The organism is Methylobacterium brachythecii (assembly GCF_014196345.1).
Classification (GTDB): Bacteria; Pseudomonadota; Alphaproteobacteria; order Rhizobiales; family Beijerinckiaceae; genus Methylobacterium; species Methylobacterium brachythecii.
Genome location: NZ_JACIDN010000003.1, coordinates 282,200 through 302,617, shown reverse-complemented (window position 1 = coordinate 302,617; position 20,418 = coordinate 282,200). Strand labels below are relative to the sequence as shown.

20 protein-coding genes are annotated in these 20,418 nt (G+C 66.9%); 11 read left to right on the top strand and 9 right to left on the bottom strand.

Annotated elements, in window-relative coordinates; translation table 11 throughout:
* Positions 1-268 precede the first annotated feature (268 nt).
* Complete coding sequence (gene mtaB, locus GGR33_RS09085) at positions 269-1,522, bottom strand: tRNA (N(6)-L-threonylcarbamoyladenosine(37)-C(2))-methylthiotransferase MtaB (protein WP_183504192.1); 1,254 nt, start codon at positions 1,520-1,522, stop codon at positions 269-271.
* Positions 1,519-2,409: a diaminopimelate epimerase gene (gene dapF, locus GGR33_RS09080; RefSeq protein ID WP_183504190.1), complete on the bottom strand. Its 891-nt coding sequence runs from the start codon at positions 2,407-2,409 to the stop codon at positions 1,519-1,521. The genes mtaB and dapF overlap by 4 nt, the downstream gene beginning before the upstream one ends.
* Before the next feature lie 237 nt (positions 2,410-2,646).
* Here dapF and GGR33_RS09075 point away from each other — a divergent pair, with 237 nt between their 5' ends.
* The 3 genes from GGR33_RS09075 to GGR33_RS09065 all read left to right on the top strand — a co-directional run bounded on the left by GGR33_RS09075 (position 2,647) and on the right by GGR33_RS09065 (position 5,269).
* Positions 2,647-3,399, top strand: a complete 753-nt coding sequence (locus GGR33_RS09075) for a GyrI-like domain-containing protein (RefSeq protein ID WP_246412927.1) — start codon at positions 2,647-2,649, stop codon at positions 3,397-3,399.
* 107 nt (positions 3,400-3,506) lie between these two features.
* A complete protein-coding gene (trpS, locus tag GGR33_RS09070; protein WP_183504188.1) occupies positions 3,507-4,568 on the top strand; it encodes a tryptophan--tRNA ligase in 1,062 nt (353 codons plus the stop codon).
* Complete coding sequence (locus tag GGR33_RS09065; protein WP_183504186.1) at positions 4,568-5,269, top strand: haloacid dehalogenase type II; 702 nt, start codon at positions 4,568-4,570, stop codon at positions 5,267-5,269. Before trpS ends, GGR33_RS09065 begins: the two co-directional genes overlap by 1 nt.
* 3 nt (positions 5,270-5,272) lie before the next feature.
* Here GGR33_RS09065 and GGR33_RS09060 read toward each other — a convergent pair whose 3' ends face one another.
* Entirely contained in the window at positions 5,273-5,926 is a 654-nt protein-coding gene (locus GGR33_RS09060) for a pyridoxamine 5'-phosphate oxidase family protein (protein WP_183504184.1), read from the bottom strand.
* A 149-nt stretch (positions 5,927-6,075) separates the two neighbouring features.
* Between GGR33_RS09060 and GGR33_RS09055 the strand changes: the two genes are divergently transcribed.
* Positions 6,076-6,345, top strand: coding sequence for a hypothetical protein (locus tag GGR33_RS09055; protein WP_183504182.1), 270 nt, complete (start codon positions 6,076-6,078; stop codon positions 6,343-6,345).
* Positions 6,346-6,402: 57 nt separating this feature from the next.
* Here GGR33_RS09055 and ilvC read toward each other — a convergent pair whose 3' ends face one another.
* From ilvC to GGR33_RS09040, 3 genes are all read right to left on the bottom strand, one after another.
* Positions 6,403-7,422, bottom strand: coding sequence for a ketol-acid reductoisomerase (gene ilvC, locus GGR33_RS09050; RefSeq protein ID WP_183504180.1), 1,020 nt, complete (start codon positions 7,420-7,422; stop codon positions 6,403-6,405).
* 15 nt (positions 7,423-7,437) lie between these two features.
* Complete coding sequence (locus GGR33_RS09045; protein ID WP_425488769.1) at positions 7,438-8,097, bottom strand: TetR/AcrR family transcriptional regulator; 660 nt, start codon at positions 8,095-8,097, stop codon at positions 7,438-7,440.
* 89 nt (positions 8,098-8,186) lie between these two features.
* The gene (locus GGR33_RS09040) at positions 8,187-9,419 is read right to left on the bottom strand and encodes an acyl-CoA dehydrogenase family protein (protein ID WP_183504176.1); all 1,233 of its coding nucleotides are present in this window, start codon (positions 9,417-9,419) and stop codon (positions 8,187-8,189) included.
* Positions 9,420-9,744: 325 nt separating this feature from the next.
* On the opposite strand from GGR33_RS09040, the gene GGR33_RS09035 reads away from it, so the two are divergent.
* The 3 genes from GGR33_RS09035 to GGR33_RS09025 are packed head-to-tail and all read left to right on the top strand — an operon-like array spanning position 9,745 to position 12,696.
* Positions 9,745-10,647 carry a TauD/TfdA dioxygenase family protein gene (locus GGR33_RS09035; protein ID WP_183504173.1) on the top strand — a complete coding sequence of 301 codons (903 nt, stop codon included), beginning with the start codon at positions 9,745-9,747 and terminating at the stop codon, positions 10,645-10,647.
* Between the two features lie 29 nt (positions 10,648-10,676).
* Positions 10,677-11,633: an aliphatic sulfonate ABC transporter substrate-binding protein gene (locus GGR33_RS09030; RefSeq protein ID WP_183504171.1), complete on the top strand. Its 957-nt coding sequence runs from the start codon at positions 10,677-10,679 to the stop codon at positions 11,631-11,633.
* Between the two features lie 4 nt (positions 11,634-11,637).
* Positions 11,638-12,696, top strand: a complete 1,059-nt coding sequence (locus GGR33_RS09025; protein WP_284210717.1) for an LLM class flavin-dependent oxidoreductase — start codon at positions 11,638-11,640, stop codon at positions 12,694-12,696.
* On the opposite strand, the gene ilvN is transcribed toward GGR33_RS09025, so the two are convergent.
* The 3 genes from ilvN to GGR33_RS09010 form a co-directional block, all read right to left on the bottom strand.
* Entirely contained in the window at positions 12,693-13,235 is a 543-nt protein-coding gene (ilvN, locus tag GGR33_RS09020; RefSeq protein WP_183504167.1) for an acetolactate synthase small subunit, read from the bottom strand. The two genes, GGR33_RS09025 and ilvN, sit on opposite strands and share 4 nt — an antisense overlap.
* A gap of 85 nt (positions 13,236-13,320) precedes the next feature.
* Positions 13,321-13,977 (bottom strand): methyltransferase domain-containing protein, encoded by a 657-nt coding sequence (locus tag GGR33_RS09015; RefSeq protein ID WP_183504159.1) that lies wholly within the window; start codon positions 13,975-13,977, stop codon positions 13,321-13,323.
* Between the two features lie 82 nt (positions 13,978-14,059).
* Entirely contained in the window at positions 14,060-15,835 is a 1,776-nt protein-coding gene (locus tag GGR33_RS09010) for an acetolactate synthase 3 large subunit (RefSeq protein WP_183504157.1), read from the bottom strand.
* A gap of 356 nt (positions 15,836-16,191) precedes the next feature.
* Between GGR33_RS09010 and GGR33_RS09005 the strand changes: the two genes are divergently transcribed.
* Genes GGR33_RS09005 through GGR33_RS08990 form a run of 4 tightly spaced genes read left to right on the top strand, consistent with a single transcriptional unit; the run spans position 16,192 to position 20,418 of the window.
* A complete protein-coding gene (locus GGR33_RS09005; RefSeq protein WP_183504155.1) occupies positions 16,192-16,686 on the top strand; it encodes a chemotaxis protein CheW in 495 nt (164 codons plus the stop codon).
* 11 nt (positions 16,687-16,697) lie between these two features.
* Positions 16,698-18,170 (top strand): CheR family methyltransferase, encoded by a 1,473-nt coding sequence (locus GGR33_RS09000; RefSeq protein WP_183504153.1) that lies wholly within the window; start codon positions 16,698-16,700, stop codon positions 18,168-18,170.
* The gene (locus GGR33_RS08995) at positions 18,167-18,709 is read left to right on the top strand and encodes a chemotaxis protein CheW (RefSeq protein ID WP_183504151.1); all 543 of its coding nucleotides are present in this window, start codon (positions 18,167-18,169) and stop codon (positions 18,707-18,709) included. Before GGR33_RS09000 ends, GGR33_RS08995 begins: the two co-directional genes overlap by 4 nt.
* A 35-nt stretch (positions 18,710-18,744) precedes the next feature.
* Positions 18,745-20,418 carry a methyl-accepting chemotaxis protein gene (locus GGR33_RS08990; RefSeq protein ID WP_183504149.1) on the top strand — a complete coding sequence of 558 codons (1,674 nt, stop codon included), beginning with the start codon at positions 18,745-18,747 and terminating at the stop codon, positions 20,416-20,418.

Here is a 20,418-nt window from a genome sequence, read left to right as displayed (position 1 = left end):
GCCGACGCATGCTCGAAGCGATGGTCGAGGGCCGATTTCCGGGCGGACAGGAGGCGGGGTGACCCGCAACTCATGAATCCGACAGGAGAATCGGGCGAGTCATTACCGGAGAGACGAAGTCTTCGCAACTCGCGCGTCCACAGTCGTCATTCCGAGGCTGCGAAGCAGAACCCGGAATCCACGACTGGCCACAGGGTGTCGGCTGGATCCCGGGTTCCGCTGCGCGGCCCCGGGATGACAGGGGGCGGTGGATCGGGCCAGTTCGGCCTCAGCCGATCGCGGAGGCCGACAGCTTCTGTCCGTCATGATCCGTGATCGCGACGGTGACGAGATCACCGGGCTCGGCGCGGTCCGCGACGTCTGGACCCAGTCGCACCGGCGTAAATGCCACCGTCCGTCCGACTCCGCCGCGCTCGACCAGAATCTGGCGGCTTCGGCCGACTTCGCCATCGAGGTGGCGGATCAGGGCCGTTGCACCAGCCTCCCGCAGACGCGCCGCGCGGCTCTTCACGACGTCGCCGGCAACCTGCGGCATCCGCTCTGCCGGCGTGCCGGGCCGGGGCGAGTACGGAAACACGTGCAGATGCGTCAGGCCGCATTCCTCGACGAGATCGAGCGAGCGGGCGAACTGCGCCTCCGTCTCGGTGGGAAACCCCGCGATCAGGTCAGCGCCGAACACCGTGCCCGGCCGCAATCGCCGGATTTGTTCGCAGAAACGGATCGCATCCGCACGTGTATGCCGGCGCTTCATCCGCTTGAGGATCATGTCGTCGCCGGCCTGCAGCGACAGATGAAGATGCGGCATCAGCCGCTCCTCGTTCGCGAAAGCGTCGAGGAGATCGTCATCCGCCTCCACCGAGTCGATGGAGGAGAGCCGCAGCCGAGCCAGCTCCGGCACGGCCGCCAGCAGCGCCTTGACCAGCCGCCCGAGGCCGAGATCGGGATCGAGGTCGCGGCCATAGGCGGTGACGTCGACGCCGGTGAGCACGACCTCGCGGCCGCCATGCGCGACGATGCGGCGAACCTGCGCCACGGCGTCCTCGACGGGAACGGAGCGCGAGTTTCCCCGGCCGAACGGGATCACGCAGAAGGTGCAGCGGTGATCACAGCCGTTCTGGACCGGCACGAAGGCGCGCGTATGCCCGGCAACGGCGGAGATGCGCGTCGGCACCGCTTCGCGCTCGTCCATAATGGCGCGGGCGCCGGCCTGCCTATTGCCGCTCCATGCTTCCGCGCGCAGCTTGTCGGCGTTGCCGACGAGGCGCGCGACTTCGGGCATCGCTGCGTAGGCGGTCCGTTCGATCTCGGCCCCGCAACCTGTGACGACGATCTCGGCGCCGGGACGCTCCCGGGCGAGCTTGCGGATCGCCTTGCGGGCCTGTCGTCCGGCCTCGCTCGTCACCGCGCAGGTATTGACCAGGACGAGGTCCCGCCCGTCGGCGTGCCCGAGCGCATGCCCGCGCATCACTTCCGACTCGACCGTGTTGAGGCGGCAGCCGAACGTGAGCGTCTCGACGCTCACCCGTCGATCCCGGCGAAAATCTCGGGCGCGAAGGTGCCCTCCCCTTCCAGGAAGACCGGGCCGGTCATCAGCACGTGATCGTCGGCACGCCATTCGATGGAGAGCTGACCGCCAGGCAGCGCGACCATGGCTTGCCGCCCGATCATGCGCAGCCGCGAGGCCGCCACCACCGTCGCGCAGGCGGCCGTGCCGCAGGCCAGCGTCAACCCGGCGCCACGCTCCCAGACGCGCAGCTTGATCAGGTCTCGGCCGAGCACCTGCGCCAGCGAGATGTTGGCACGCTCCGGGAAGATCGGGTGGCCTTCGAGCATCGGACCGATTCGTGCGAGATCGTATTCGTCGGGGTCACGGTCGACGAAGAAGATCGCGTGGGGATTGCCCATGCTGACGGCGGCCGGCGAATGCAGGATGGGGTCGTCGATCGGTCCGATCTGCAGCTCGATGCGCCGGGTATCGGGAAATGGGTCGCGCAGCGGGATCTCGTCCCACTTCAGCCGTGGCTTGCCCATGTCGACGGTGAAACTACGGTCCGCCACGCGCCGGACTGCGACGAGCCCTGCGTCGGTCTCGAGCGTCAGCGATCCGCCATCGGCCGGCCGTGCCATGGCGGGATCGTCGAGCATGGCGAAGGCGACGCAGCGCGTACCGTTGCCGCAGGCACCGGCGCGCGATCCGTCCGTGTTGTAGATGCGCAGACGCGCATCGGTCCCCGGCGTGACGGCGTCATGAATCACCATGAGCTGGTCGAACCGCGAGCGCGGATCCGCCGCGATGGCGCGGGCTTCCGGCCCGCTCACGGTGATCCGGCTGCCGCGCAGGTCGAGAACGACGATGGCGTTGCCGGCGCCGTGCATCTTCAGAAAGCGGTGGTTGGCGAGTGCGTTCATACGGAGCTGTCGAGCGATTGCTGCGGCCGGAGACGTGTGGGCGAGGGAGCCAGGGTCGGGATCGGGGAATGACCGCGTATATGGCAAACCGGGCCGCGCGACGCGAGAGCCGAGCCGGCATGCGCCGCGCGTATCGGTCTCGGTGCAACCCTCTCGCGAAGGACACGCTTCACCGTTAGCTTGGCGAGATTGCTGCGCCCTTCACGATTCGCCTGGGCCTGACACCGGAGCGTCCCCTTGATCCGCCCTCGTTCCGCGATCGCAGGCCTCGCCGCGATGCTCGTGCTCGGTGTCGCCGTCGCGCCCGTCTCCGGCGAGGAGACGCCGCCTTCGAAGACGCCTTCGCCCGCCGAGACCAACCCGCTTTCGACCACGACCGCGCCCGACACCTCCTCGAAGCCGCCGGGCACGGCGATGCCGCTTCCCGACAAGGCGCTGACGCCGCCCTCCGCTCCTGGCGGCCCTCCGGGCCAATCCTCCGCTGCGCCCGCGCGCCAGACGCTGGTGCCCTCGCCGGCCGAGCCCAACGACGTCGAGGAGGTCACGTTGCCGGCCAAACCCGCCGCGATCATCTCGGGCAAGGCGACCTGGGAGGAGGCCGTGGCCAGCCTGCGAGCCACCTTCGCGCGCATCGAGGACGAGCTGGCCAAGGCCGGCATCCGCCCCACCGGACGGCCGATCTCGGTCTTCACCAAGACGGAGGACAATGGCTTCCAGTACGAGGCGATGATCCCGATCGAAGCCGCACCGTCATCCGGACCCACAACCGGCGAAGGCCTGCATTTCGGATCGACCCCGAGCGGCAAGGCCCTGCGCTTCCGTCACGCCGGCACCTACGACGAGATTAGCGGCACCTACGACACCTTGATCGCCTATTTCGACGCCAAGGACATCGCCGTGCAGGACCGATTCATCGAAGAATACGTCACGGATCTGAGCGATGCCGCAGACGTGAAGCTCGACATCAACATCTACGCGCTGCCCAAGTAGCATCTTCGACCGGCAGCATCCTTGACCATGCGACGGGCCCGGTGCCAGAACCCGGCCCTTCGTTCGGGCGGTGGGCCGCTCCGGCCATGGCTTGAAGGATCGCGCCGATGACGGCGTTCGCGGAACTGGTGTTTTCCGGCGTCCAGCCGACGGGAAACCTGCATCTCGGCAACTATCTCGGCGCGGTGAAGCGCTTCGTCGAGATGCAGGAGCGGGACGCGCAGTGCCTCTATTGCGTCGTCGATCTGCACGCAATCACGCTTTGGCAGGACCCCGAGGCGCTCAAGGGCCAGATCCGCGAGGTCACCGCCGCGTTCCTCGCCGCCGGCATCGATCCGAAGCGCTCCATCGTCTTCAACCAGAGCCAGGTCCCGCAGCACGCGGAGCTGACCTGGATCTTCAACTGCGTGGCCCGCCTCGGCTGGCTGAACCGTATGACGCAGTTCAAGGACAAGGCCGGCAAGGATCGCGAGAACGCCTCCATCGGGCTCTACGATTATCCCGTGCTGATGGCGGCCGACATCCTGGCCTATCGTGCGACCCACGTACCGGTCGGCGAGGACCAGAAGCAGCATCTCGAACTGACCCGCGACATCGCCCAGAAGTTCAACAACGACTTCGCAGGCTCGATCCTCGCGCACGGGCACGGCGAGGGGTTCTTTCCGATCACCGAGCCGCTGATCGGCGGGCCGGCCGCGCGGGTGATGAGCTTGCGCGACGGCACCAAGAAAATGTCGAAGTCGGATGCCTCGGACAATTCGCGCATCAACCTCAAGGACGATGTCGACACCATCGCGCAGAAGGTGCGCCGCGCAAAGACCGATCCCGATGCCCTGCCCTCCGAGGTCGAAGGCCTGAAGAGCAGGCCGGAGGCGGACAACCTCGTCGGCATTTTTGCAGCTCTTCGCGGGATCAGCCGCGAGGAGGTGCTCCGCGATTTCGGTGGCGCTCAGTTCTCGACCTTCAAGCCTGCGCTCGTCGACCTGGCGGTGGCGACGCTCGCGCCGATCGGCGCCGAGATGCAGCGGCTCATGGCAGATCCGAGCCATATCGACGCTGTCCTCGCCGACGGTTCGGAGCGGGCCGAGGCTATCGCCGCGCCGACGCTCGATGCGGTGAAGGACATCGTCGGCTTCGTACGACGGGGGCCCGCGCTGAAGGCCGTGTGATGGCGATCCGCGCACTCATCTTCAATGTCTTCGGCACGCTGGTCGACTGGCGCTCGGGCGTCGCGCGCGAGGCCGAACGGCGCCTGCAAAAGCGGAAGCCCGGCGTCGATTGGGGCGCCTTCTCCGATGCCTGGCGCGATCAGTATCAGCCGTCGATGGAGAGAGTCCGTTCCGGCGAAACGCCCTGGGTCGATCTCGATACGCTGCAGCGAGAGAGCCTCGACGGCGTTCTGACCAAGTTCGGCATCGAGGATGTCTCGGACGAGACGAAGGCGAAGCTGGTCCAGGGCTGGCATAAGCTCGACGCGTGGCCGGAAGTCCGCGAGGCGGTCCGCAGCCTGCGCAAGCACCATCTGCTCGCCCCGCTCTCCAACGGCCATGTGCGCCTGATGATCGACCTCGCACGGCGCAACCGCCTGCGCTTCGATGCCATCCTCGGCGCCGAGTTCTCGCGCGATTACAAGCCGAAGCCGGCGCTCTATCTCGATGCGGTCAGGGCCCTCGGCTTCACGCCGCAGGAGACGCTGATGGTCGCCGCCCATTCAAACGATCTCGCGGCGGCCGCGAGCCATGGCCTTGCGACCGCGCATATCGCCCGGCCGCGCGAATATGGGCCGGGCGGCGGCGAGACGGCCCCGTCCGTACCCGCCACCTTCGCGGCCGCCGATCTCGCCGATCTCGCGCGTCAGCTCGAAGTGTGAGGCTCACGCCTCGCCGCGTGCGAGCTTCTCAACGTATCGATCGAGGTCAAGCACGCCCTCTCTCTCGGCGCGCGCACGGTCCTCGTCGGCGATGACCTCCTGCACCATGTCGAGCCGCTTCCACTGGGCGAGCGGGGTCTCGCATTCGGCCTTCGGCACGTAGCGGCTCTGATCGAGCTTCTTGTGGGGGTGGATGTAACGCGGGCAGTTCACCCAGACTTGGGCGACGTCGACGCGCACGATGTACTGCGCCTCCTCGAATTCGGCGAGCAGAGGGTCGTCACGCAGGACGCGGGCCGTCCCCTGAACGCGCAGGCGATGCGGCGTCTCGAAATCGATAAACAGTATGCCGACCTTCCCCTGGCCGGCGATGTTGCCCATCGACAGAAACATCCCGTTGCCGTCGTAGCCGGGGAAGGCGAACGCGTTCGGGCCTGTCACACGCACGAAGCCAGTCGGGCCGCCCTTATAGGAGACGGTCGGGTTTCCGTCGGGATCGACGGTCGAGAGGAAGAACATGTCGCGGCTCTCGATGAAGCCGCGCTCCTGTTCGCCGATGGCGTGTTGGACATGGTGCTTGTCGAGAAAGTCGGCGAGCTTGCGCGTACCGAACTCGTCCTGAAGCGCGCGGTGCTCCAGGCTGTAGAGTGTGCTCAAACGTCGATCCTCCCGGTGCCGATTTTTGGAATGCACCGTGGCAGAGGACGTGGATGTTCGGAAGGGCCTTGCTTCGGTTTCGTAGGTAGCGCGAAAATGCCGCCGGATCGTCGATCGAGGGCGGTCGAGCAGCCTTGAGGACTCACACGATGTCCGTGCTTTGCCATCCGTCTTCGTTGTTGGTTGCCTTTGCGCTTCTCGTTCCGGCCGAAGCCTTCGCGGAGGCTGGTCCCGATCGGACCGGCAGCGGTGGTGGGCCTGCTTCGACGATCACCGCGCCGAACACGAACGCCCTCGGCGTGACGAAGCCGCCGGGCGTCGAGGAAGGGCCGGCAACTCCGCAAGAACGGCGCGAGCTTCAGAAGATCGAGCAGCGCGACCAGCGGATCGAGAACGGTGTCTGTGACGGCTGCCGTTAGAGATCGCGTTCGAGAGTAGTAGGAAGGCCGAGCTGCGCCCGGCCTTCCCTTGCAATGTTAGTTGCGGCTCTTGTCCACCAGAGCCTTCTCCGAGATCCACGGCATCATGCCGCGGAGCTTGGCGCCGACTTCCTCGATCGGGTGACGGGCGAGCTTGGCGCGGGTCGCCTTGAACGAGGTCTGGCCGACCTTGTTCTCCAGCATCCAGTTGCGGGTGAAGATGCCCGACTGGATGTCGTCGAGGACGCGCTTCATCTCGGCCTTGGTCTCGCTGGTGACGATGCGCGGGCCGGTGACGTACTCGCCGTATTCGGCGGTGTTGGAGATCGAGTAGTTCATGTTGGCGATGCCGCCCTCGTAGATGAGGTCGACGATCAGCTTCACCTCGTGCAGGCACTCGAAATAGGCCATCTCGGGGGCGTAGCCCGCCTCGACGAGCGTCTCGAAGCCAGCCTTGATCAGCTCGACGAGGCCGCCGCACAGCACGGCCTGCTCGCCGAACAGATCGGTCTCGCACTCTTCCTTGAAGGTCGTCTCGATGATGCCGGCGCGGCCGCCGCCATTGGCCGAGGCGTAGGACAGGCCGAGGTCATGGGCGTTGCCCGAGGCGTCCTGGGCGATCGCGATCAGCGTCGGCACGCCGCCGCCCTTGAGGTACTCGCCGCGCACGGTGTGGCCGGGGCCCTTAGGGGCGACCATGAGCACGTCGAGGTCCTTGCGGGGCTCGATGAGGTTGAAGTGGACGTTGAGGCCGTGGGCGAACAAGAGGGCGGCGCCGTCCTTCATGTTGGCCTCGAGCGACTCCTTGTAAATGTCGCCCTGCAGCTCGTCGGGGGTGAGCATCATGACCACGTCGCCCCACTTGGCGGCGTCGGCGACGTTCATCACCTTGAAGCCCTCGTGCTCGGCCTTCTTGGCGGTGGCGGAGCCTTCGCGGAGCGCGATGACGATGTCCTTCACGCCGGAATCGCGCAGGTTGAGCGCGTGGGCATGGCCCTGACTGCCGTAGCCGACGATGACGACCTTCTTGCCCTTGATCAGGTTCAGGTCGGCGTCGCGATCGTAATAAACCCGCATGTCTCTGGTCCTCTTCTAGCTGTTCGGGTGGCTTCGAGCCTGGCCGTAGAGGGCCAGGAACTGGTCGACGGCCGTTTCGGCGTCGTGGTCGATCTCGGCGGCGCTGAGTGCCAGCGCATCACCGAGAAGGAGGCGGATCTGGATGTCTCGGCCGACGAGGCCGAAGAAGGTGCGGAACGCCGTCTCGCTGTCGTCGAAACCGAGCAGCCCAGCCGCGCGTCCCGCTTCGAGCAACGGCTTCAGACGCTCGCCGATCGTGAAGCGGCCATTGGCCAGCACGATTCCGCCGAGATTGCTCCGGCCGGAGGCGGCATGGCCGATGGCGATGCGGTTCAGTGCGATCGAGGTCGGGCCGACGATGACCTGCAGCCAGTTCGCGGCGAAGCCCTTCAGGCTGTCGCGCAAGGTCGCGACGTCGAGCGGCTGGCCGTCATAGCGTCCGGCCCGGACGCGCGAGGCTTGCCACTGGACGGTCGCCCGCAACAGTCCGTCACGGTCGCGATACCACTTGTACAGCGTCTCCTTCGAGCAGCTGGCGCGGCGCGCGACGGCATCCATGGTCAGCTGATCGCCGCCCTCAACGATGAGATCGAGCACGGCGTCGAGCACGACCTGCTGTCGCGCCGAGGGGGTCTCGCTGCCGTGCTCCGCCGCCTGGATCATCGTGTTGCTAATGCGAACCGTACGTTACGGTTCGTATTAGTGGGAAACGACGGTCAGTTCAAGCGATGCCGCACGGACGCCGTTAGAGAAGTTTCAGTCGATCACCTCGGAGCCCCGGTGCCGACCCGGTACTCTCGCGGCGGGCGCGTGCCGTTGACCGCAAATTCGCCGACGCTGCGCTCGCGATAGATCCGCGGATTGTGCGAGGCCAGGGTGCGGGCGTTGCGCCAGTACCGGTCGAGGCCGTGCTCCTCCTTCACCGCCGAGGCGCCGAGGGCGTCGAACAGGATGGTGGTGGCGTCCAGCACCAGGTTCGTCACCACGGTGACCGCTTGGTTGACTTCGACGTCGGCGATCGCGGCTGCGGACTCGGCGGCATCCCGCCCGACCTCCTGAAGCGCATCGGCTGCGCGCTGCACGGCCTCGGCGGCCTTCAGCACGATCGCGCCCGACGCGTAGGCGTTGCCGCGAACGCGGCCGACGACCGCCTGGATCTGCGGATCGTCCGCCGTGCGGATACCGTTGCCGTGGCTGTAGACGCGAGTGCGGGCTGCGACGAGCCGTGCCGCGTCCTCGGCGGCGGCACGGCCGATCCCTGCCAGCGTCGCGAGATGCACTAGCTGGAAGAAGGCCATGGCATAGGGAAACCGTACCGTCTCCGGCTTGATCAGTTCAGGACCCAGCACGACGCTCGTGAACCGCGCCGTGCCACTCGCGGTGAGCGCCTGCCCGAACCCGTCCCAGTCGTCGACGATCTCGACGCCGGGCGCGCGGGTCGGGACGGCGGCGATGACCGGCGTGCCATCCTCGTCCTGCGCCGAGAGGTGGATCCAGTCTGCGAAAAGCGAGCCGGTCGTGTAGAACTTTTTGCCGTCGACTACCCACTCGCCGGCTCGGCGGCGGACCACGGTATCGAATTGCCCGACCTTGGCAGGGCCGGTCTCGGAGACGCCGCTGCCGACGGTCTCGCCCGCGCCGACCCGGGCGATCCAGCGCGCGCGCCAATCCGGCGAAGGAGACGACAGCACGTCCTCCGTGAATCCGAAATGCGCGCGCAACGCATTGGTGACGTTGGAATCGGCCTGCGACAGCTCGATCAGCAGGTTGAACAGTTCGGGCAGGCTCGCGCCATGCCCGCCGTCTGCCGGATCGATACGCAGCGCGGTGAAGCCCGCTTCCTTGAGCCAGCCGATCTCGGCGCGAGGAAGCACGCGCTCGGCATCGCGCGCGACCGCGGTGGCGCGGATCTCCGAGAAGACCGGCCGGAACCGATCGGCAAGCCCTTCGTAGCGCCGGCTCGGGCCTGCACCCCACCCTGCATCCGTCTGCGACATCGCTCGATCATCCCGTTCGACACTCGTCCCGCAGCGCCGCACGACGACGGATCTGCAGCGAAACGCATCGGTAATTCTCCTCGCAAGCTCAAGATCAATCGCATCACTTGTTTGTTCTTTGTAGCGGTTTAGAAATTGATACTGTTTTGGTTTATTTACTCGAATGATGTTTCTGAAATTGGATCTATAATCGAAAAATCGTTCCCTTTGCTGGTCGAGGCTGCGCCCATAAGCTCACTGGCGCCATTCGAGGGGCCGCGGCTGCAGTTTCGGACTTGGCAGAGCCGCTCCGCGGACGTTCCCCGACACCGACAAGGACCCGACGATGAGCCGCCTTCAGATCGTCTCGCCCCGAACGGAGCCTTCGTCCGTTGCGGGACGGGCTGGCTCTTCTCTGTCGATCACGCGGCTCGGTAGCTTCGTTGGAGCCGAGATCGGCGGCATCGACCTCGCGCGGCCGCTCGACGATGCGACCCGGGATGCCATCGCTGAGGCGCTGGCCGAGCATGGCGTGGTTTTCTTCCGCGATCAGCATCTGACTCCGGAAGAGCAAATCGCCTTCGCCGAGCGTTTCGGGCGGATCGATGTCAACCGCTTCTTCAGGCCGGTCGAGGGCCATCCGCAGATCGCGGAGGTGCGCAAGGAGGCGCATCAAGCGGCAAATATCGGCAGCAACTGGCATACCGACCACAGCTACGACCAGCACCCGGCCAAGGGCTCCATTCTGCTCGCCCGAGAGGTGCCGAGCCTCGGGGGCGATACGCTGTTCGCCAGCATGTACGCCGCCTACGACGCGCTCTCAGACGGCCTCAAGGCGACGCTGGCACCGCTGAAGTCCCTGCACTCGAGCCGGCACGTGTTCGGCTCCGAGAGCCGATCGCTCGCGAGCAACGACCTGAAGGGCCGCATCATCAACCCGGAAGCGGCGACACAGGATGCGGTGCATCCCGTCGTGATCACACATCCCGATTCCGGCCGTAAGGCTCTTTACGTGAACCCGAATTTCACGCTGCGGATCGAGGGCTGGACAGAGGCGGAATCGGCCGCGCTGCTCGGATACCTGTACGAGCACGCCCGCAAGCCGGAATTCGCCTTCCGCTTCCGCTGGCAGCCCGGGTCGATTGCCTTCTGGGACAATCGCGCGACCTGGCACCTTGCCCTCAACGACTATCACGGCGAGCGTCGGCTGATGCACCGCATCACCATCGCCGGCAGCGCGCTCCATTGATCACTCCACGAGGGTCCGAGATCCGCGCCATGTCCTTGACACGCCGTCATTTCAGCGCCGCGCTCGGTGCCTCGCTGGCGCTCGCGGGCAGGACCCCGGCCCGTGCCGACGCGACGGTGCGCCTGAGCTATCAGCGATCCTCCACTCTGCTCACCGTGCTCAAGACCAACGGCACACTGGAGAAACGCCTCGCCGCCAAGGGGTTCGGCGTGAGTTGGCACCTCTTCACCAAGGTCCTGGAGCCGATGAACACTGGCGCCGTCGACCTGCATGCAGACGTCGCCGACGCCGTGCCGATCTTCACGCAATCGGCCAAGGCGCCGCTGACGTTCTACGCGTTGGAGGCCGGCTCGCCCGCTGCTGAGGCAATCATCGTGCCCGAAGAGTCTCCGATCCGCTCGATCGCCGACCTCAAGGGCCGCACGGTCGGCGTCTCGAAGGGCTCGGGCTGCCATTTCATCCTCGCTGCCGCACTGAAGCGAGCGGGCTTGAGCTTCTCGGACATCAGGCCGGCCTATCTGGAGGCACCGGACGGCGTCGCCGCCTTCGGGCAGGGCAGCCTCGACGCCTGGGCGATCTGGGATCCGTTCCTTGCCATCGTGCAGGCCAAGCGTCCGATACGCGTACTCGCCGATGCCGGCGGCCTGTCGAGCTACAACCGCTACTACACGGTCAACGACAGCTTCGCCGCGGCGCATCCCGAGATCGTCGAGATCGTTTACGCCGCGCTGGTCGAGGCTGGGCTGTGGGTGAAGGCAAATCCTAAGGAGGCCGTGGCGCTGCTGGCCCCGATCTGGGGCGACCTCCCGCCGGAGGTCGTCGCCACCGTCAACCAGCGGCGCAGCTACGCCGTGAAGCCGGTGGACCGCGCCGCGCTCGTCGAGCAGCAGAGTATCGCCGACACCTTCCACGAGGCCGGCCTGATCCCGCGCCGGCTCGATGCGACCGACGTGCGGATTTGGCAGCCGGCGGCAGGACGGGGCTGACGCCGTGGTCCATCCCCTCCGTTTCGGCATCTGGGCCGCCGTCCACGGCTCGCGCGCCGCCCATCATGATCCCGGCGAGCCCGACGACGCGACCTGGTGGCGTAACCGCGACCTCGTCCTGGAAGCCGAGGCGCTCGGCTTCGACGCCGTGCTCGTCGCCCAGCACACCGTGAACCCCTATGACGAGGGCCGCGACCAACTGGAGGCCTGGACGGCGTCGGCCGCGCTCGCAGCGTTGACCCGCCGCATCGAGATCATCACGGCGGTCAAGCCGGGGCTCTACCACCCGGTGGTGTTGGCCAAGATGGCCCTGCAGATCGAGCATGTCAGCGAGGGCCGCTTCGGCATCAACCTCGTCAACGCCTGGAACCGCGCGGAATTCGAGCGCGCGGGACTGCCCTTTCCGGACCATGACGAGCGCTACGCTTATGGCCGCGAATGGATCGGTCTGGTCGATCGGCTGATGCGCGGCGAGCGCGTCGACTTCGAAGGCCGGCATTTCCGGGTCGAGGATTATCAACTCAAGCCGGCCGGCACGTTCAGGCCGCGCCCCGCGATCTATGTCGGCGGCGAGTCCGAGCCGGCGCGCGCCCTCGTCGCCGATCACGGCGACGTCTGGTTCATCAACGGTCAGCCTCATGACGACGTTGCCGCGCTCATCGCCGACGTCGCGCGTCGCCCGGCTGCAAACGGCCGGCTGCGCTACGGCCTCTCGGCCTTCGTCATCGCTCGCGAGACCGACGCGGAAGCGGAGGACGAGCACGCCCGCCTTCTCGAACTCAGCCGTCGCGACGACGCGTTGCGCGCCGAGACCCGCGCCCGCACGGACACCGCGAGCGTGATGTTCGCCAAGACCGATGCCGCCGCTTCCCGTCACGTCGGCACCAACGGTGGCACGGCGGCCGGCCTTGTGGGCAGCTACGACACGGTCGCCGATCGCGTCCGCGCCTTCCACGATGCGGGCGTCGAGCTGTTCATGCTGCAGTTCCAGCCGTTCGAGCGCGAGATGCGGCGCTTCGCCCGCGAGGTCGCGCCGCACGTGCGCCGGACCGGCGATCGTTAGAGGGCTTCGGCGCCCCGCTCCATCGCGGCGATCCCGGTACGCGAGATCTCGACGAGGCCGATCACCGTCATCAGGCGAATGAACCGATCGATCTCCTCGGTGGCACCGGTGAGTTCGAACACGAAGGAGTTCAGTGTCGCGTCGAGTGTCTCGGCACCGAAGGCGGCGGCAAGGCGCAGGGCCTCACTGCGGTGTTCGCCCTTGCCGACGACCTTGACGAGGCAGAGTTCGCGCTCAAGCGCCTTGCCCTGGAGCGTCAAGTCGACGACCCGGTGAACCGGGACGAGGCGGTTCAACTGCGCCTTGATCTGCTCGATCACCGCATTCGTGCCTGTGGTCACGATGGTGAAGCGCGAGATGTGACGCGCCTCCTCGGTCTCCGACACCGTCAGGCTCTCGATGTTGTAGCCACGGCCGGAGAACATCCCGGAGATGCGCGCCAGAACGCCCGGCTCGTTGTCTGCGATGACGGCCAGCGTGTGCCGGTTGACCGGCTCGAACTTCACCGGCTCGGGGTAGTGGGTGTTCATGGCGTTCATGGCGGGCAAGCCTTCGGGTTGGTCGTCGTCTCTGGCGTCGTGCGCCGTGAAGCCAGTTGCGGCCACTGGCGGTCGATGGTCCGGCCTAGGTGTCTCCTGGCGTCGCCGGGGCCTTCTCCACGAAGACGTGGACGCTCAGGTAGGAGGGGAACAGGTCGTTCCATGCGAGGACATCCGTCGTCGGAACGATGGCGGTCGGCGGTACAATGTCGGCGCGGTGCAGATAGGCTGCCTCCACCACGCGCAGCTTGGCATCCGCGAAGATCAGCGAGAGCGCTTCGCGACTAAAGCGGAAGAAGTCGGACGGGTATCCGTGAAGTGGGAACGTCTGGTGGGTCTGAATGTAGCCGACGCCGCCCGGCGCCAGGATACGCGAGACCTCGGCCGCCGCGATCCACGGGCGCTCCAGATGCTCGAAGACGGCCAGCGCGATGACGGCATCGAACCGACCGGCCCAATCGCGCGGCAGCGCGTGCAGATCGGCGGTGACGTCGACATCCTCGCCGTCCTGGACATCGGTCATCAGGTAGTTCGCGCGCGGGATGTTCGGAAGCGCGTGGTGCATGTGCGTCGAGTGCCCGGACTTCGACTGCCGAGTGCCGAATTCGACCACGCGAGCGCTCGCGGGCAAATGCTGCGCCGTAGCCAGGAACCGGTCCATCGGAGCCGTGCTCGACAGATCCTCGGCATAGCGACGTGGCGGCGCGACCCGGGCAAGGCCGAGCTTGCTCAGAAAGCGCATGCTGCCCCTCTCCTCGCACCCGAGCCTTCCGACCCGGGCACGATCTCCCTGCACGTCATGACGAGATCGCCGGTCCGCATGGTCAGACCAGCATCTTGCCTTCTTCGGAGATCACGTCGCCGAGCTCGACGCCGGTCTCGCCGAGATAGTCGGAGAGCAGCATCTCGTTATGCGCCTTGCCCGAGGGGATCATCGGGAAGCAGTTCTCGGTCTTGTCGACGACGCAGTCGAAGATCACCGGACCGTCGTAGTCGAGCATCTCCTGGATCGCGGCGTCGAGCTCACCCGGCTTCTCGCAACGGATTCCCTTGGCGCCGTAGGCCTCGGCGAGCTTCACGAAGTCCGGCAGACTCTCCGAGTAGCTCTGCGAGTAGCGTGAGCCGTGCAGCAACTCCTGCCACTGTCGGACCATGCCCATATACTCGTTGTTCAGGATGAAGATCTTCACCGGCAGCCGGTACTGAACCGCCGTCGACATCTCCTGCATGTTCATCAGGATCGAGGCCTCGCCGGCGATGTCGATGACGAGCCCGTCCGGGTTGGCGAGCTGCGCGCCGATCGCTGCGGGCAGGCCGTAGCCCATGGTGCCCAGGCCGCCGGAGGTCATCCAGCGGTTCGGCTCCTCGAACTTGAAGTACTGGGCCGCCCACATCTGATGCTGGCCAACCTCCGTCGTGACGAAGGTCTTGCGGTCCTTGCAGGCCTCGTAGAGCCTCTGGACTGCGTATTGCGGCTTGATGATCGTGCCCGACGGCCAATAGGCGAGGCAGTCGCGCGCTCGCCAGGTGGCGATCTTGGCGAACCACGGCTCCAGATCCTTCGCCGACGGCTTCGTCGACTGCGCACGCCAAAGGGCGAGCACGTCCTCGAGCACCGAGGCGCAATCGCCGACGATACCGACATCGACCTTCACGACCTTGTTGATCGAGGAGGCGTCGACGTCGATGTGGATCTTCTTCGAATACGGCGCAAAGGCGTCGAGGCGGCCCGTGATGCGATCGTCGAAGCGCGCGCCGACGCAGATCATCACGTCGCAATCGTGCATCGCGAGGTTGGCCTCGTAAGTCCCGTGCATGCCGAGCATGCCGAGGAACTTGTCGTCGGCGGCCGGGAAGGCACCGAGGCCCATCAGGGTCGAGGTCACCGGGAAGCCGGTCGCCTCGACGAGTTGACGCAGCAGCGCAGAGGCCTGGGGACCCGAATTGATGACGCCGCCGCCCGTATAGAAGATCGGCCGGCGCGCCGTCGCCATCAGTTCGACGGCCGCGCGGATACGGTCCTGATCACCCTTGACCGCCGGGTGATAAGTCTTGTGGGCATTGTCGGCCGGACGCTGGTAGAGCCCGCTCGCGAACTGAATGTCCTTGGGCAGGTCGACGACGACCGGGCCGGGGCGTCCATGCGAGGCGATGTAGAACGCCTCGTGCAGGATGCGCGGCAGGTCTTCGATCGAGCGGACCAGGTAGTTGTGCTTGGTGCAGTGGCGCGTGATGCCGACCGTGTCGCATTCCTGGAAGGCGTCCGAGCCGATCAGGTGGCTCGGAACCTGTCCCGTGATCGCGACGAGCGGGATCGAATCCATCATCGCGTCGGTCAAGCCGGTGACGATGTTGGTCGCGCCGGGGCCGGAGGTGACGAGGACGACGCCGACCTTGCCCGAGGATCGGGCATAGCCTTCGGCGGCATGGACCGCGCCCTGCTCGTGGCGGACGAGAACGTGCTTGATCTTCTCCTCGCCGAAAAGCGCGTCGTAGATCGGGAGTACGGCGCCGCCGGGATAGCCGAAAAGGGTGTCGACACCCTGATCCTGAAACGCCCTGATGACCATCTGGGCCCCGGTCATGACCTCGCCGCTCATCGTGTCCTCCATCATCCCTGTTCGTGCGACGACCCTGGAATTCGGCAACAAAAAAGGGCCCCGAGGGACCCTGCATGCGCCACCGACCGGGTCCGCGGGCTCCTTTAAGCCCGCCCCGTCCGTGGCGCTTCCGCTACGATAAGATTCGCACGCATGTCTAAAAAGCTCGAACCGTCCTCGAAACCAGCGGACCGTGTAGTCCAAGCCCTGTGACCCGTCAACGGGATCATCCGCATCGCGGATACGCGGCGTCGGACGGCTTCGATCAGACGCGGCGCGCCTTCTCGAAAGCCGAGATTGCAGCGCTGCTTCATCGGGCCTATCTCGATCGGACGCTTCGGCCACAAGGAGCCTCGGTGGCGCCGTCCTCGACTACGACGCATCTCGTCCTCGACGTTGCGGGCACGCCCTGCGCCCTGCGCCGGGAAACCGTTCGCGAGATCCTGCCACTGCCGCACCTGCACGCCCCCCCTGCGACAGGTGGTCCGCTTGCGGGCTTCCTCAATCTCGGCGGCGCCCCGCTGCCGGTGCTGGATCTGGCTCAGCTCCTCGGACGGCGCGATTACCCGGCACCCCCCAATCCATACCGGCACGTGCTGCTCGCCGCCGACGGCAGTCTCGCCCTTCTCGTCGACCGCGTAACGGATGTCGTGGAGGCCCAATCGAGCGCCGTGGCCGACACGCAGACGCTGAACGGCTGCGTCGAGGCCGAGATCGCGCTCGGCGGGCGTCTCGTGCACGTGCTGTCGATGGAGCGCATCCTGACAGCCGAGGAAAGGGACCGGGTCGCCGCCCTCGCCCGACGTGCCGCCGAGCGGCTCGGATCGTTCGACGCGGCCGCGATGGGTTGAGGCCGCCGCGGATGCCTTTCGACAGCCGCCGCAGGCGCGGTTTCGGATTTGCGGGCGACGCGGCTTTCCCGGCTCTGAAGGCGCGGGTCATCGCCAGGACCGGCCACCACTACTACGCCGACAAGGATGCTCTGCTCTTTGATCGGCTCGTGAAGCGCTTCAGAGCGCTGAACCTCGCCGATTGCTCTGCCTATCTCGATCACCTCGACGGCGCCGGCGGACGCGAGGAATGGACCGCGCTCGAGGCCGAGATCACCATCGGCGAGACCTTCTTCTTCCGCTATGCGGAGCAGTTCGTGGCGCTCAGGGAGCGGATCTTGCCCGCCCTGATCGAGGCTCGCGGGGACGGGCGCACGCTGCGGATCTGGAGTGCCGGCTGCTCGACGGGCGCCGAGCCCTATTCCGTTGCGATCCTGCTGCACGAGTTGCTCGGGGCCGATCTCGCCGACTGGGACATCGCCATCGTTGGCACCGATATCAGCGCGGCCGCCCTCGCCACGGCCCGAGCTGGTGAATTCGGGCGCTGGGCCTTGCGCACCATGCCGGCCGAGGACCGGACCCGTTGGTTTCAGCCGATCGCCGCGAAATCCGGCGCGACCCGCGAGGGCGGCTATCGTCTGCGGGCCAAGTTCCGCGAGATGGTCCGGTTCGAGCGCGGCAATCTGATGGGACTCATCGACGGCAGCCTACCCGCGACCTTCGCCGGCTTCGACCTCATCCTCTGCCGCAACGTCCTGATTTATTTCAGCGCCGATCATGTGATCGGCATGATGCGCGGCTTCGCGGACCGTCTGCGCCAGGGCGGCTGGCTGCTCATCGGCCATGCCGAGCCCAATCCGACCTTCGACGCGTGGCTGACGCCGATGGCGCTGCCTGGTACCGCCGCTTATCGCCGCAAGGACGAGCCGCTCCTCGGCGATGATCCACAACGGCGTCCGGCCTGGAACGACGCCTTCATCTTCACCGAGGTGCAGACCGTGCCGACGCTCGCCGATGCCGAGACGACGCCACCGTCGATCGCGGCTGCCGCTCACATCACGATTCCGGAGATCACTCCGAAGCCACGGGTCTCCTCACCGGTGGATCTGCTGCCGCAAATCCGCGCGTTGGCCGATGCCGGCGAGACAGGAGAAGCCTGGCGCCTGCTCGTCGAAGCTCTGAAAGCCGACCCGACTGTAGCCGCTCTTCGCTATTACGAGGCACTCCTCGCCCGCGATCTCGGACGCGAAGCCGAGGCCGAGCGGGCGTTCCGCGGCGCGCTGTTTCTCGACCGCGATTTCGCGATGGCCCATCTTCATCTCGGCCTGCTGCTGTCGAAGCAGGGGCGCCGTGCGCCCGCAATCCGCGCCCTCGACAACGCCCTGCGCCTCGCGCAAGGACTGCCTCCTGATGAGGCCCTTCCCGAAGGAGACGGCGTGACGGCGGGCGAGCTCACGGCGACGGTGCGCCTCGCGTTCGGCAAGCTCGGGCGGGGGGCGCCATGAACGAGACCGAGCTTTATCGCTCCCTGCTCGATGAGCGCTCCGCGGCGCTGGCAGCACGTGGGCGAGTCGCGCGAGAGGTTGCCGAGCATCGGGATTACTTGGTCTGCGCGCTCAGTACCGAGCGCTACGGCATCGCGCTCGGCGCGATCGCGACGGTGCTGCCGGAGCGACCATGCACGGTGCTGCCAGGCGCTCCGGCAGCGCTTCGCGGGATCATCTCTCACGCCGGGATCATCGTTAGTGTGATCGATCTCGGGCTCGCCCTCGGTGGTACCCGTGGCGGCGGCGCCGGCCAGTCCGGCCATCTATTGCGGCTGCGCACCGACGGGCCTGCACTGGCTCTCGCGGTCGACCGCGTCATCCGCCTCGCCAGCATCGAGGCCGATGCGATCACGGCCTCGCCGGCGGCCGGTCCACATCCCGGATTGGGCGCCGAAGCGGTTTCCGGCTATGCACCCGCCGGATCGGAGAATGATGGCGTAGCCGGCGGCTTCGCCATCGTCGACCTTCCGCGCCTCTTGCGTCCCTTCCTGCCCTGATGCGCTCGCGCGCGACGCCCGGAGCCTGACGTCCCGTGTCGATCTCGATCGCCAACCGCATCCTCCTCGGCTTCGCCGTCGTCACAGCGGTGCTCATCGCGCTCGGGCTCTACGCGACTGGACAGATCGGCACGGTGCGCGACACGATTGACCGGATCGTCTCGCGCGATCTGATGGTCATGCGTCAACTCGACGATCTCGGGAATAAGGCACGTGACCTCGGCGTCCAGCGCCGCAACGCCGTCATCTCCGTGCTCATGCGCGAACACGGGCGCAGCGTTCCGGACGAGGACAGCTACGTCGTTTGGAGCCGGATGGCCGCGGCGACCGATGGCCTTTTCGCGGATCTAGTACGCGAGAGCGCCGAGTTCCGGCAGGATGCGATCTCGGTGGATCGGATGGCTGCGTGGGACCGGCTCAACGCGACGCTCAAGCAGACGCTGCAGGTCTACAACGCCTACCGTGACAGCAGCGACGCCCAGCTCAAGGCGGTCGTCGCCAAGGATTTCGAGAAGGTCGAGGCGAGCAACGAGGAGGTCAGTCGCCTCTACGAGGCGACGATCGCAGGGATTGAGCGGACGCGCTCGGCGCTGGATGGCAGCGTCGTTGCCGGCCAGCGCGGAGTTGCAGAGGTCTACGAGTTCAGCCGCTTCTCGATCTTGCTGACGCTCGCCGCGGGCGTCCTGTTGAGCGTCATCGTCACCTGGGCGATCAGCCGTGCCGTGGTGCGACCCGTCAACGAGGTGGCAGCCTTCGTGGAACGCGTCGGAACTGGAGACCTGACGGGGCGCATCGCGGTCACCGGCCAGGACGAGATCGGCCGCCTCGGCACGACGCTGAACGCGATGGTCGGTGGCCTTTCCGATCTCGCCCGGACCAACCGCTCGGCCACCGCCGACCTCAACGCCGCCGCCGCCGAGATCCGGGCCTCCGCCCAGGAGCAGGCGGCGAGCGTCGAGGAGCAGTTCGCCGCCGTGCAGGAGACCGCCGCCACCGTCGACGAGATCACCCATTCCGGCGCGCAGATCTCCAAGCGCGCCACCGACGTGATCGCCACCGCCCAGGCCTCCGCGCAGACCGCCAGGGCGGGCCTGCGCGCGGCCTCGGATACGGCCAAGGCCATGGATCTGATCCGCGAGCAGGGCGAGGCGGTCGCCGGCAACATCGTCGCCTTGAGCGAGAAGACCCAGGCGATCGGCGAGATCATCACCACGGTCAACGACATCTCGGAGCGCACGCATCTCCTGTCGCTCAACGCCGCCATCGAGGCGGCGGCGGCCGGCGAGAGCGGGCGCAGCTTCGCGATCGTCGCGGCCGAGATGAAGCTGCTGGCCGACCAGGCCAAGGCGGCGACCGTGCAGGTCCGCTCGATCCTCTCGGAGATCCAGCGCGGCATCAATTCCTCGGTGATGCTGACGGAAGAGGCGGTCAAGCGCGCCGCCACCGGCAAGACCCGCACCGACGCTACGGTGCGCACCATCGAGGAGATGGCGGCTCGCGTGGACGAGGGCGTGCAGACCTTCCAGCAGATCGTGGCCTCGACCAACCAGCAGCAGCTCGGCATCGAGCAGGTGATGGGCGCGCTCCAGAACATCCGCCAGGCCAGCCAGCAGACGGCCGCGGGGACCCGCGAGGTCGAGATGGCCTCGGCCAACCTCACCGAACTCGCGCAGGGTCTGATGACCCTCGCCGAACGGTATCGGCTCTGA